The organism is Amycolatopsis jiangsuensis, assembly GCF_014204865.1.
Lineage (GTDB): Bacteria > Actinomycetota > Actinomycetes > Mycobacteriales > Pseudonocardiaceae > Amycolatopsis > Amycolatopsis jiangsuensis.
In genome coordinates, this window is record NZ_JACHMG010000001.1 from 2,509,548 (window position 1) to 2,521,937 (window position 12,390).

Here is a 12,390-nt window from a genome sequence, read left to right on the forward strand (position 1 = left end):
ACGAGCCACCGCCCAGCCGGAACGCGCTGCCGTCATGCTCCGGCTGCTCAGCCGGGCTGCGTTGCCGGAGCCACCTCGCGGCCGGGTGCTGCGCCGACCGGAGACCACACCGCGGTGTCCGCGCCCGGCCGGTGCGTGGCGTGATCCCAGCGCGGTGGGGCGCCGGGCAGTTCACCGGCCATCCGCACCCTGGTCATCCGGCCGAAGTCGCTGTCGACGTCCTCCAGCAGATCTGCGTCCTCCAGCAGGTCCGCGAAGTCCGCTTCGGACGACGTGGCGGCACTGCGGCCCAGGGAGTCCAGCCAAGCACCCGTACCGGCCAGCGAAAGCCGTGCCCGCCAGGTTCCGCCCTCGGTCACGGTGCGGCGCAGCGCGGTCATCACCGCGGCCGCGGTCAGCCAGCCGGTCGCGTGGTCGAGGGCTTGGACGGGCAACGGCGCCGGAGCGTCGGCCGCGTTCTCCTCGGCGATGCCGGACGACATCTGCACCAGGCTGTCGAACCCGCGGCGACGGGCCCACGGGCCGGTCCAGCCGTACGCGGACAGGTCGGCGACGACCAGCCCGGGCCGCAGCTCCGCCAGCTGCTCGGGGCCGAATCCGAGGCGCGCGAGCGCACCCGGCCGGAAGGACTGCACCAGCACGTCCGCGCGGGCGATGAGCTTCTTCAGCCTCGCCCGGCCGCCTTCGGTGTCGAGCGCGACGAAGGCGGACCGCTTGCCCTGGCCGGTGTCCATGGTGAGCACGGGGATCCGCGGCAGGTGCGCGGCACCGACGTGCAGCACGTTGGCCCCGTGCGCGGCCAGCACCCGGCCGGCGACCGGGCCGGCGAGCACGTGGGTCAGCTCCAGTACGCGTACCCCACCGAGCGGCCGGCCGGAATCGAACAGCGTGCGCGGCGGCGCGTCCCCGATCCGGTCCAGCCGCACCAGCGGCAGCTCCGCGACGGCCTGGCCCTGCGGATGCGCGAGCCAGTCCGCACGGGAACGCATCAGCGCGGCCGCTCCGCCCGCGGTCACCACCGCGGACTCGACTTCGGCGACGGTTTTCCCGGCGACGGTCTTCGCCACGGCTTCCCGCACCGCGGGCACACCGAGCGCCCAGCAAACCGCCGCCTCGTGGCGCCGATAGTTGCAGTGCAGCTTGATCCAGCCGTCGGCCGCGCGGTAGTCGCCCGAGAGCGGGCCCCACGCGCTCGGGGCCGGGTGGCCGTCGATCCGCAGCAGCCGCTCACTGCCGAACGCCGCGGCAGCGTGCCGGGCGTCGGCCGAGACAGTGCCCGGTTCGATGCCCCGCACCCGCAGCATCTCCCCCGCGGCGAGCGTGGCCGCGGCGATACTCGCGGTGGCCGCGGTGGGCACCCGAAACGGTCCGGGCAGCACCGAATCGTCGCCGGTCAGCGAAACCGGGGGCAGTTCTTCGCCGGTGAGCGTCCGCCACACCCCGGCCAACGCGTCCTGCACGGCGGTTACGGCAGGGCCGCGACGAGCTCGGCCGGCGGCACCCGGGTGCCGGTGTAGAACGGGATCTCCACCCGCACGTGCCGCCGCGCCTCAGTGCCCCGCAGGTGGCGCATCAGGTCGACGATGCGGTGCAGCTCGTCGGCCTCGAAGGCGAGGATCCACTCGTAGTCACCGAGGGCGAACGAGGCCACGGTGTTGGCCCGCACGTCGGGGTAGTCCCTGGCTTCCTTGCCGTGGTCGGCCAGCATCTTGCGGCGTTCGTCGTCGGGCAGCAGGTACCAGTCGTAGGACCGCACGAACGGGTAGACGCAGATGTACTTGTGCGGTTCCTCGCCGGCGATGAACGCCGGCACGTGGCTCTTGTTGAACTCGGCGGGCCGGTGCACCGCGGTCTGGCTCCACACCGGTGTCGCGGCGCGCCCCAGCGGCGTCCCGCGGAAGCCGGTGTAGGCGGCCTGGATCTGCTCGATCTCCTCGGCGTGCCACCAGATCATGAAGTCGGCGTCGGCGCGCAGCGCGGACAGGTCGTACACGCCGCGCACGGTCACGCCCTTGGCTTCGAGCCCGTCGAGGTACTCCGCGGTCTCACGCCCCGCGGCCCCGCGGTCCTCGCCGAGCCGCCCCGGCTCGATCCGGAAGACCGACCAGGTGGTGTAGCGGATCGTGTCGTTCAGCTCGTTGTAGTTCAGCCGCGCCATACACCCATCCTGGCACTGCACGCGCCGGATGCGCCAAGCGCCTCCGTCACACTGTGAGCTGCCCGGCGATCCGCCGTGCCGCTGCGTCCGCAGTGGCCACGCAGGCGGGCAGGCCCACCCCGTGCAGGGTGGCGCCGGCGACGGCCAGCCGCGGCACGGCGGCCACCGCGTCCTCGATGCGCTCCACACGCTCGATGTGCCCGGTGCCGTACTGCGGGAGGCCGCCGCCCCACCTTGTGACGAGAGTGTCGATCGGATCCGCGGTGACGCCGGTGAGCCGCGCGAGATCGTCGCGTACGGCGGCGACGAGCGAAGCGTCGTCACCGCTCAACGCGCCGGGCTCGCCGAAGCGGCCGACAGAGCCGCGGACCAGGACGGGCTTCTCCGCGCCGTAGTGCGCCCACTTATTCGAAGAGAAGGTGAACGCCTTCGCCGCGTACGGCACACCGTCTGCGTCTCGCTCCCCCGCGCCGATGAGGATGCCCGAAGCTTCCGGCAGCGCGGCATCAGGTGGCAACGCGAGCGCCACGACCGCCATGGACGCCAATTCGACTTCGCCGAACGCCGTGGACGCGACAGGAACCACGCCGTCGAGCAGCTTCCGCGCCCCGGGCGCGGGAACGGCGAGCACTACAGCGTCTACTTCGGCCGGACTATCGACGGGCGCGTGCGCAGCCGCGGCGGCACCGAAGTCGAGACGCCAGCCCGACGGCGTACGGGCGAGCGCACGCACTGTCGCCGACGTACGCAGCTTCGCGGCCGACAGATCGAGCAGCCGCTGCACGAGGAGGTTCAGGCCTCCGGTCAGCGTGCCGAACACCGGCGCTGCGCTCGGGTTCTTCGGCAGGAGCGACGCGGCTGCTTCGGTGAGCGAAGCAGCGCCGCGCGCGACAGCCTCGGCGAGACCGGGCATCGTCGCACGCAGGCCGAGACCGTCGGCTCCACCGGCGTACACACCACCCAGCAGCGGATCGACGAGCCGGTCGACCAGTTCGTCGCCGAAGCGGCTTCGCAGCAACGGACCCAGCGGCAGGTCACCTTCGCCGAGCTGAACCGGACCCAGCGCACGCTCCTGCTCCACAGCCCGGCGGCCGTCCTCGGACAGCACGCCTGCCAGAGCCTCGGCCGACGCGGGCACGCCCATGACAGTGCCCGGCGGAAGGCCTTGCACGGACCCGCCGGCGTGAATTTTGGCGCGCGCCTTCGTCGGGTGCACGAGGCGGTCTTCGAGACCGACCTCGGCGACCAGCGCGGTGACCTCGGGGCGCCGGGCGAGAAAGGCTTCCGCGCCGACGTCGTAACGGACGCCGCCGACCTCCGCCGTGCGCAGCTTGCCGCCCACTGCGGGCGTGCTCTCGAAAACCGTGATCTCGACGGCGTCACCGAGCAGCCGGCGCAACCGGTAAGCTGTGGCCACGCCGGAGATACCACCCCCGACGACGGCTACCCGCTTCACAGCGAGTGCACCAGCTCGACAACCCGAGTCAGTACGTCCGGGTCCACGCCGGGCAGCACGCCGTGGCCGAGGTTGAAGATGTGCCCGCGCGCCGCGCGGCCCTCCTCGACGATGCGGCGCACCTCTGCTTCCAGCACCGGCCAGGACGCGTGCAGCAGCGCCGGATCGAGGTTGCCCTGCACGACCGCTTCGCCGCCGAGCCGGCGCACGGCCTCGTCCAGCGGTACGCGCCAGTCGACGCCGACGACGTCCGCACACGCGTCGCGCATCGCGACGAGCAGCTCGCCGGTGCCGACGCCGAAGTGGAACCGGGGCACGCGGTAGGCGGCGACCGCCTCGAGGACTCGCGTGGAATGCGGCAGGACGAACTCGCGGTAGTCGCGCTCGGACAGCGCGCCCGCCCACGAGTCGAACAGCTGGATCGCGTCGGCCCCCGCGTCGAGCTGGGCGCGGAGGAAGGTCACGGCGACGTCGGCGAGCCTGCCGGCGAGGTCGTGCCACAGCCGCGGCTCGGAGTGCATGAGGGCCTTGGTGTGCTCGTGGTTGCGGCTGGGCCCGCCCTCGATGAGGTAACTGGCCAGGGTGAACGGCGCACCGGCGAACCCGATCAGCGGCGTCTCGCCGAGCCGGTCGACGAGCAGCCCGACACCTTCGGCGACCTTCGCGACCTGCTCCGGCTCGAGCGCGGGCAGGGCACGCACCGCGGCCGCGTCGCGCACCGGCCGGTCCACCACCGGCCCGGTACCGGGCACGATGTCGATCTCGACACCCGCCGCCTTCAGCGGGACCACGATGTCGCTGAACAGGACCGCGGCGTCGACGTGGTGCCTGCGGACCGGCTGGAGGGTGATCTCGGCGAGCATTTCGGGGTCGAAGCAGGCATCGAGCATCGGCACGCCCTCGCGCAGCGCGCGGTACTCGGGCAGCGAACGGCCGGCCTGGCGCATGAACCACACCGGCACCCGCCCCGGCCGCTCCCCCCGCGCGGCGACGAGAAAAGGCGCCCCGGGAAGCGCACGACGAGCGGGAACGACCGCGGAACGAGCGGGAACAGACGAAACCTCAGGCACGAAACCCATGCTCCCACGCGAGCCGGACGCCCCTGCTTCGGCGGTACGCGCGGGTGTACGCGGGTGCGCGTGCGCGGGCTGGCGTGCGCGGGTGTACGCGGGTGCGGGTGTGAGCTGGCGTCCGTGGGTGTGGGCGGGCATACGCGGTTGTGGGCGGGTACGGATGCGGGCCGGAGCCGCGGGACGATCCGCCGTCACCGGCACAGCACCGTGCTCCACTTCCGCACCTGACCGCAGCGCACCGCACCAACCCCAGGCCTCCGGAATGAGCGCATCCACCAGGAGCGGGCAAGGCGACACGCCGACGAACGAGTGGCCTGGTTCGTCGGCGCGTCCGGCCGGCGGGGTCCCGGTGCGGCAAGGCGTGGTCGCTCGGCGCGCCTGCGACCGCAACGGGGCGTCGCCGCCCTAAAGTCGGAGCGTGACCGCGATGACGCCTGTGCCCGAGCTGTTCCGCGAAGCCGTCGCGGCGTTGCAGTCCGTCCGGCCTCGTCCGGAGATCCGGCTGGAGCCGATGCGGGCGCCGCAGCGGCTGGCGCCGTGGTCGTATGCGCTGAGCTGCGACGTGTCCGGACCGGCCGACGTACTGGCCTCCGGGCGGCTGGTCCTGCTGCACGACCCCGAAGGCCAGGAAGGCTGGGACGGCGTGCTGCGCCTGGTCATGTACGTCCGGGCCGAGCTCGACCGCGAGCTCGCCACCGACCCGTTCCTGCCCGCGGTCGGCTGGTCCTGGCTCACCGACGCGCTCGAGGCGTCCGGAGCCACCTCGAAGGCGCTCGGCGGCACGGTCACCGAAACCTCGTCGGCGCGGTTCGGCGACATCAGCGGCCCCACCCGAACCGACGACCTCGAGCTGCGCGCGTCCTGGACCCCCTCCGACGGTGCGCTGCGGCCGCACGGGTTCGCGTTCTGCCAGGTCATGGCGAGTGTGGTTGGCCTGCCGCCGGCCGGTGTCGCGCTGTTCGAGCAGCGCCAGAGCTCCTAGATTTCCGAAATTCACCCGGATGGGCTGCCCCCGGAGTGCCCTTGCACGCCCGCGGCGGCGCCTGAGCGGCCGCACCGGGGCTGCGCCGGACGGCCTCCGGACCCCTTCCGCGAGTAGATCCGAAAGCCGTTCACGTCTGTCCCGGATGGACGGACCCCGTCCGCCGGCCGGACTCGCACGTTCGTGAAGCGCCACTGATCACAGCCAGTAAACCCCAGGTCACCGCCTCGCGGGCGGTCCGGCGGGCGCCGGCGGGCGGCAGCGGACCGCGGCGCCGCGCGGCACCGTCCGGCCGAAAACGTGAAAAAAGATGATCTTGCCCCGGCCGGGGCGCATTTCCGGGAGCCGGCACCCGCCGCGGTCCGCCGCACGCGAAAGCACCGGCACTTGCACGGGCCGCTGCACGCCCGTTTGAACCGCGGTAACTGAGGTGCATCGCACCCCGTCGCGGAACCGTTAGCAACTGGCCAACCATTAGTCCGAACGTGTTATATCGACCGCGCTGGGTGACGATCAGATCCGGATAGATACCCGTTCGATCCCCCCGCAACGGCGTTCGGGCGGCTACAGTGCCTGGGACGACACCACTTTCGGTCTAAAGCTGGCGCGGCTGAACGGCCGAAGGTCCCGGTGCCGGTCGGGGGGCACGACCGACTCCAGGGAGGTAGTGACGTGGCTACCGTCGGCTTATCTCAGGCCGTCCGATCCACGCCAGCCGGTGCTTTGCCGGCGAGCATGGTTCCGCACCCGCGGGAAGAGCTTTTTTCCGTGTTGGTGGTCGATGACCACCCGCTGTTGAGGGAGGCAATCTCAGCACGACTCGCACAAATGGGTGCGGGCACCGTCCACGAGGCCGCCACGGTGGCCGAGGCGAGGGCACGAGCACAGGCCACCGGCCCGTGTGACCTGGCCATTCTCGATCTCGGACTGCCGGACGGCAGCGGAATCGAGCTCGTCACCGAGCTGCGCAGCCACGGCTGGCCGCGAGTGGTGGTCCTCGCATCCTCCGACGATCCGTACGCGGTGCGTTCGGCGTTCCAGGCGGGCGCACAGGCGTACCTGCTCAAATCGGCCTCGCCGGTCGTCGTCACCGACGGCGTCCGCCGGGTGCTCGAGGGCGGCGTGTACGCCGATCCGAGCGTGGCTCCGGTCCTGGCGACCGGGACCCGGGTCGCGGGGACCGACAACACGCCCCGCGAGCTGTCCGCCCGCGAGGTCGAGGTACTGCAGCTCGTCGCCGACGGGCAGTCGAACAAGGAGATCGGGGAGGAACTTTCCCTCTCCGCGCTCACCGTCAAATCCCACCTCTCCCGGATCGGGCGCAAGCTCGGCACGGGTGACCGGGCCCAGATGGTCGCGCTGGCGATGCGTGCCGGCGTGATCCGCTGACGAGGACGGACCGCGTCCCTGCGGGACGGGCGGGCCAGGCGCGGCCCGCCCGTCCCGTAGGGTCGACAACCATGGGAACTGCACAGGCGGATGGAGCCCGGTCCGGAGAGCCGACCACCGAGGCGTCCACCCCGCCGGTGCTCCTGCGTGAACCGGCCGAGGGCACTCCGCCGGTGGTCACCGACGCCGCCGCGCTCGCCGACGCGTGCGCGCGGCTCGCGGCCGGCACCGGCGCGGTCGCGGTGGACACCGAACGGGCGTCCGGCTACCGCTACTGGCCGAAGGCCTACCTCGTCCAGTTGCGCCGAGCGGGTTCCGGCACGGTGCTGGTCGACCCCATCGCGCTCGAAGGCCACCTCGCCCCGCTGCGCGAGGTCCTGAACGACACCGAGTGGGTGCTGCACGCCGCCTCCCAGGACCTGCCGTGCCTGGCCGAACTCGACCTGCACCCGCGGTCGCTGTTCGACACCGAACTGGCCGGCAGGCTGGCCGGCTACGAACGCGTCGCGCTGGGCACGCTCGTGGAGCGGCTGCTCGGCTACACCCTCGAGAAGGGGCACAGCGCCGCGGACTGGTCGAAGCGCCCGCTGCCGGTCGACTGGCTCAACTATGCGGCCCTCGACGTCGAACTGCTCAACGAACTGCGCGCGAAGCTCGAGGCCGAGCTGGCCGAGCAGGGCAAGCTGGACTGGGCACGCCAGGAGTTCGAGGCCGTCCGCACCGCCCCGCCGCACCCGCCGCGCGCCGAGCCGTGGCGCCGGACCTCGGGGGTGCACAAGATCCGCAGCCCGCGTGGCCTCGCCGCCGTGCGGGAGCTGTGGCAGGCCCGCGACGAGCTCGCCCGCAAACGCGACCGCGCGCCCAGCCGCATCCTGCCCGACAGCGCGATCGTCAACGCCGTGACGGCCGATCCGAAGACCGTCGAGGAGCTGCAGGCCCTGCCGGTCTTCAGCGGCCGTGTGCAGCGCAAGTACAGCGCGAGCTGGCTGCGGCACCTGCAGGCGGCGAAGGCGCTGCCGGCCAGTGAACTGCCCACGCCCGCCCAGCATTCCGACGGCCCGCCGCCGGTGAACCGCTGGGCCGACAAGGACCCGGATGCGGCCGCCCGGCTGTCCGCGGCCCGCACCGCGCTCGCCGCGATCGCGGAGGAACGCGGGCTGCCGGTGGAGAACCTGCTGCTGCCCGACCTCCTCCGCCGCACCTGCTGGCGGCCGCCGTCCGAGCTGTCGGAGGATGCGGTGGCCGAGGCGCTGCGCACCGGCGGCGCCCGGCCGTGGCAGATCGAGCTGACCACCGACGCGCTGACCAAGGCACTGCTGAGCACCGCTTCCTGAGCAGCACGCCTGCGCGTGGCGACGCCGGTTCTCATCGGCGCTGCCAGTCACGAGGCGACCCTCGGGAGTGTGCGCTGTCCCACTCGACCGGGCCACTCCCCTGGTTACCCGTAAGTAACAAGGGCTACGCTGCGGCCAGGATTTCTGTCTACTTCAGGAGCATTCGTGGCCGCACCAGGTACGCCGCCCCTCGCACCGGATGCGCGGGGCGTGCGGAACGTCGTGTTCGTCGAAGGGGTGCGCACTCCCTTCGGCAAGGCGGGTGACAAGGGCATCTACGCCGGCACCCGCGCGGACGACCTCGTCGTCAACACCATCCGCGAGCTGCTGCGGCGGCATCCCGGGCTGCCGCCGGAGCGGGTCGACGAGGTGGCCATCGCGGCCACCACGCAGATCGGCGACCAGGGCCTGACCATCGGGCGCACCGCGGCGCTGCTGTCCGGGCTGCCCAAGTCGGTGCCCGGGTTCGCGCTCGACCGGATGTGCGCGGGGGCGATGACCGCGGTCACCACCACCGCGAGCGGTATCGGCTTCGGTGCCTACGACATCGCCATCGCCGGCGGGGTCGAGCACATGGGACGGCATCCGATGGGCGAGGGCGTGGACCCCAACCCGCGGATCGTCGCGGACCAGCTGGTCGATCCGTCCGCGCTGGTGATGGGCCAGACCGCGGAGAACCTGCACGACCGGTTCCCGGAGATCACCAAGGAGCGCACCGACGCCTACGCCGCGCGCAGCCAGGAGCGCTTCGCCGAGGCGGTGAAGACCGGCAGGATCGGCCCGGATCTGGTGCCGGTGGCGACCCGCGGCACGAACGGGCAGGGCTGGGGGCTGGCGACCGAGGACGAACCGCCGCGGCCGGGCACCACCGTCGAGCAGCTGGCGTCGCTCAAGACGCCGTTCCGCCCGCACGGCCGGATCACCGCGGGCAACGCGGCCGGACTCAACGACGGCGCCACCGCGTCGATCCTCGCCGACGAGGACACCGCGCGCGAGCTGGGGCTGCCGGTCGCGATGCGGCTGGTCGGCTACTCCTTCGCCGGGGTCGAGCCCGAGGTGATGGGCATCGGCCCGGTGCCGGCCACGGAGAAGCTGTTCCGGCGCACCGGGTTGTCGATCGACGACATCGGCCTGTTCGAGATCAACGAGGCGTTCGCGGTGCAGGTGCTCGCGTTCCTCGACCACTTCGGCATCGCCGACGACGATCCGCGGGTCAACCAGTGGGGCGGCGCGATCGCCTGCGGGCATCCGCTGGCCTCGTCCGGGGTGCGGCTGATGACCCAGCTGGCCCGCCAGTTCGCCGAGCGCCCGGACGTGCGCTACGGCCTCACCACCATGTGCATCGGGATCGGCATGGGCGGCTCCGTGCTGTGGGAGAACCCGGCCTACGAGGGGGCGAAGGCATGACTTTCACCGCGGAAGAGGCGAAGGCCGCGTTCCCGGACGAGGTCGTCACCAAGGCGGTCACGCGGCTGGTGAAGGTGCCCGGCCTCGACAAGCCGATCGCACTGGTCACGCTGGACAACGGCCACGACCACACCCGGCCGAACACCTTCGGCCCGCAGGGCCTGGCGTCGCTGAACGCCGCGCTCGACGAGGCGTTCGCCGCGCAGCCGGCCGCGGTCGCGGTCACCGGCAAACCGTTCATCTTCGCGGTCGGCGCGGACCTGTCCGGTGTCGAGGCGGTGGCGGATCCGAAGCTGGCCCGCGAAATCGCGCAGACCGGACACGATGTGTTCCGCCGGCTCACCGACGCGGAGATCCCCACCTTCGGGTTCGTCAACGGCGCGGTGATGGGCGGCGGCCTGGAACTGGCGCTGTCGTGCCACTACCGCACGCTGTCGGAGAACACCGCGGCGATCGCGTTCCCGGAGGTCTTCCTGGGCCTGTTCCCGGGCTGGGGCGGCACGCAACTGCTGCCGAACCTGATCGGCCCGGACGCTGCGGTCACCGTGATCATCGAGAACGCGTTGGCACAGAACAAGATGCTCACCGTCAAGAAGGCGGCCGAGCTGGGCATCGTGGACGAGGTGCTGGGGTCCGCGGACTACCTCGAGCAGTCCCTGTTGTGGGCCGCGAAGGTGATCAACGGCGAGGTCACACCGCCGCGCCGCGAGATCGACCGCGGTGCGGAGTGGGATGCGGCGCTCGCCCGCGCGAAGTCCATCGTGGACGGTCGCACCCACGGCGCCTCGCCCGGCGCCACCAAGGCCGTGGAGCTGCTGGAGCTGGCGCGGCACAACGATCTCGACCGGGGCTACGCGGCGGAGACCGACGGGCTGGCCGAGCTGCTCATGTCGGACGTGCTGCGGGCCGGGCTGTACTCGTTCGGCCTGGTCAACAAGCGGGCCAAGCGTCCGGCCGGAGCACCGGACAAGTCTTTGGCGCGCACGGTGAACAAGGTCGGCATCGTCGGCGCGGGCCTGATGGCCAGCCAGCTGGCGCTGCTGTTCGTGCGCCGGCTGAAGGTCCCGGTGGTGCTCACCGACGTCGACCAGGAGCGGATCGACAAGGGCGTGGCCTACGTCCACGACGAGATCGACAAGCTGCTGACGAAGAAGCGGCTCTCGCCGGACGGCGCGAACCGGCTCAAGGCGCTGGTCACCGGATCGCTGGACAAGGCCGCGTTCGCCGACGCGGACTTCGTGATCGAGGCGGTGTTCGAAGAGCTGGGCGTGAAGCAGCAGGTGTTCGCGGAGCTGGAGCAGCACGTGTCGCCCGAGGCGATCCTGGCGACGAACACCTCGTCGTTGTCGATCAGCGCGATGGCCTCGAAGCTGGCGCACCCGGAACGGGTCGTCGGGTTCCACTTCTTCAACCCGGTCGCGGTGCTGCCGCTGCTGGAGATCGTACGCGGCGAGAAGACCGACGACGCCGCGCTCGCCACCGCCTTCGCGGTCGGCAAGCAGCTGAAGAAGTCGAGTGTGCTGGTGAAGGACGCGACCGCGTTCGTGGTCAACCGGCTGCTGCTGCGCTTCCTCGGCGAAGTGCTGGTCGCGGTGGACGAGGGCACGCCGTTCGAGGTGGCCGACTCCGCGCTGGAGCCGCTCGGGCTGCCGATGTCGCCGCTGAACCTGATGCAGCTCGTCGGTCCGGCGATCGCTTTGCACGTGGGCGAGACCCTGCACGGCTCGTTCCCGGACCGTTTCACCGTGAGCGAGAACCTGGCGAAGTTCGTCAAGGCGGGCAAGCGCGGGGTGTGGACCTGGGACGAGAAGGGCACGGCGTCGGTCGACCCGGAGGTCGCGCAGCTGTGGACGCAGGGCGAGCGGCCCTCCACTGCCGAGCAGGTGCGTGACCGCGCGCTGGACGCGATCGCCCAGGAGATCCGGATCATGCTGGACGAGGGTGTGGTCGCAGAAGCCCAGGACATCGACCTGTGCCTGATCCTCGGTGCCGGCTGGCCGTTCTGGCTCGGCGGCATCACGCCGTACCTGGACCGGGCGGGAGTGTCGGAGCGGGTGACCGGCAGGCGGTTCCTCGCACCCGGCGTCGCCTCGGTTCCGCCGGCCTGATCTGCCGGGGCGGTCTCCTCCGTGTGGGGAGGCCGCCCCTCAGTACTCCCCTGCGGGTGGGCAGGCCGGAAGCGGCAGCTGGTCGGAGTAGGCCTTCACGTCCGTGCGTGGCATCGGAAGCACGGTGACCGAAGCGGGAATCCGGTCCGGCCGGCTGAGCTCCACCAGGTCCGGACCGTCCTTGACCAGCTCTCTGAACCGCTTCCAGGCCTCGGCTTCGGTCTGCACGAACACCCGCCGGCCTGCGGATCCCCGGTCAGGTCCCGCGCGCTCCGGCGCATCGCCCGGTCGTCCTCGAGGTACACCTGCACAGCGGCGCACCCCGATGCCCGGCCAGCGGCACCGGGGTGCGGTCCCCCGGCGGCGCGGGCACCCGGATCGCGCTCACCACCAGGAAGGCCGGCCCGGCCCCCGCGCCGAGCGCGAGCACCAGCACCGGGGCGAGCCACCGCCGGGGTCGCAGTCCCATCCGCCGATCGTGAC

11 protein-coding genes are annotated in these 12,390 nt (G+C 72.1%); 5 read left to right on the forward strand and 6 right to left on the reverse strand.

Annotated elements, in window-relative coordinates:
- Window positions 1-47: 47 nt before the first annotated feature.
- The 4 genes from BJY18_RS10950 to hemE are packed head-to-tail and all read right to left on the reverse strand — an operon-like array spanning window position 48 to window position 4,693.
- The gene (locus BJY18_RS10950) at window positions 48-1,460 is read right to left on the reverse strand and encodes a CoA transferase (protein WP_184779872.1); all 1,413 of its coding nucleotides are present in this window, start codon (window positions 1,458-1,460) and stop codon (window positions 48-50) included.
- A 5-nt stretch (window positions 1,461-1,465) separates the two neighbouring features.
- Complete coding sequence (hemQ, locus tag BJY18_RS10955) at window positions 1,466-2,158, reverse strand: hydrogen peroxide-dependent heme synthase (protein ID WP_184779873.1); 693 nt, start codon at window positions 2,156-2,158, stop codon at window positions 1,466-1,468.
- A gap of 46 nt (window positions 2,159-2,204) precedes the next feature.
- The gene (gene hemG, locus BJY18_RS10960) at window positions 2,205-3,614 is read right to left on the reverse strand and encodes a protoporphyrinogen oxidase (protein ID WP_184779874.1); all 1,410 of its coding nucleotides are present in this window, start codon (window positions 3,612-3,614) and stop codon (window positions 2,205-2,207) included.
- Window positions 3,611-4,693 carry a uroporphyrinogen decarboxylase gene (gene hemE / locus BJY18_RS36795; protein ID WP_184779875.1) on the reverse strand — a complete coding sequence of 361 codons (1,083 nt, stop codon included), beginning with the start codon at window positions 4,691-4,693 and terminating at the stop codon, window positions 3,611-3,613. Before hemE ends, hemG begins: the two co-directional genes overlap by 4 nt.
- Before the next feature lie 412 nt (window positions 4,694-5,105).
- Here hemE and BJY18_RS10970 point away from each other — a divergent pair, with 412 nt between their 5' ends.
- The 5 genes from BJY18_RS10970 (at window position 5,106) to BJY18_RS10990 (ending at window position 11,907) form a co-directional block, all read left to right on the forward strand.
- Complete coding sequence (locus BJY18_RS10970) at window positions 5,106-5,669, forward strand: DUF3000 domain-containing protein (RefSeq protein ID WP_184779876.1); 564 nt, start codon at window positions 5,106-5,108, stop codon at window positions 5,667-5,669.
- Between the two features lie 672 nt (window positions 5,670-6,341).
- A complete protein-coding gene (locus BJY18_RS10975; protein WP_098509311.1) occupies window positions 6,342-7,058 on the forward strand; it encodes a response regulator transcription factor in 717 nt (238 codons plus the stop codon).
- Between the two features lie 71 nt (window positions 7,059-7,129).
- Window positions 7,130-8,392, forward strand: a complete 1,263-nt coding sequence (locus BJY18_RS10980; RefSeq protein ID WP_184779877.1) for a ribonuclease D — start codon at window positions 7,130-7,132, stop codon at window positions 8,390-8,392.
- A gap of 210 nt (window positions 8,393-8,602) precedes the next feature.
- A complete protein-coding gene (locus tag BJY18_RS10985) occupies window positions 8,603-9,799 on the forward strand; it encodes a thiolase family protein (RefSeq protein WP_184784548.1) in 1,197 nt (398 codons plus the stop codon).
- A complete protein-coding gene (locus BJY18_RS10990) occupies window positions 9,796-11,907 on the forward strand; it encodes a 3-hydroxyacyl-CoA dehydrogenase NAD-binding domain-containing protein (protein WP_184779878.1) in 2,112 nt (703 codons plus the stop codon). Before BJY18_RS10985 ends, BJY18_RS10990 begins: the two co-directional genes overlap by 4 nt.
- Before the next feature lie 39 nt (window positions 11,908-11,946).
- Here the strand turns inward: BJY18_RS10990 and BJY18_RS10995 are convergent, their stop codons facing one another.
- Together BJY18_RS10995 and BJY18_RS11000 are read right to left on the reverse strand one after the other, a co-directional pair.
- Window positions 11,947-12,141 (reverse strand): radical SAM protein, encoded by a 195-nt coding sequence (locus tag BJY18_RS10995; RefSeq protein WP_184779879.1) that lies wholly within the window; start codon window positions 12,139-12,141, stop codon window positions 11,947-11,949.
- Window positions 12,142-12,163: 22 nt separating this feature from the next.
- Window positions 12,164-12,376: a hypothetical protein gene (locus tag BJY18_RS11000; protein ID WP_184779880.1), complete on the reverse strand. Its 213-nt coding sequence runs from the start codon at window positions 12,374-12,376 to the stop codon at window positions 12,164-12,166.
- Window positions 12,377-12,390: the final 14 nt, after the last annotated feature.

Bases quoted from the DNA above. Each gene is read 5' to 3' on its own strand.
- hemQ (WP_184779873.1), bottom strand. From the start codon at position 2,158: ATGGCGCGGCTGAACTACAACGAGCTGAACGACACGATCCGCTACACC.
- hemE (WP_184779875.1), bottom strand. From the start codon at position 4,693: ATGGGTTTCGTGCCTGAGGTTTCGTCTGTTCCCGCTCGTTCCGCGGTC.
- BJY18_RS10980 (WP_184779877.1), top strand. From the start codon at position 7,130: ATGGGAACTGCACAGGCGGATGGAGCCCGGTCCGGAGAGCCGACCACC.
- BJY18_RS10990 (WP_184779878.1), top strand. From the start codon at position 9,796: ATGACTTTCACCGCGGAAGAGGCGAAGGCCGCGTTCCCGGACGAGGTC.
- BJY18_RS11000 (WP_184779880.1), bottom strand. From the start codon at position 12,376: ATGGGACTGCGACCCCGGCGGTGGCTCGCCCCGGTGCTGGTGCTCGCG.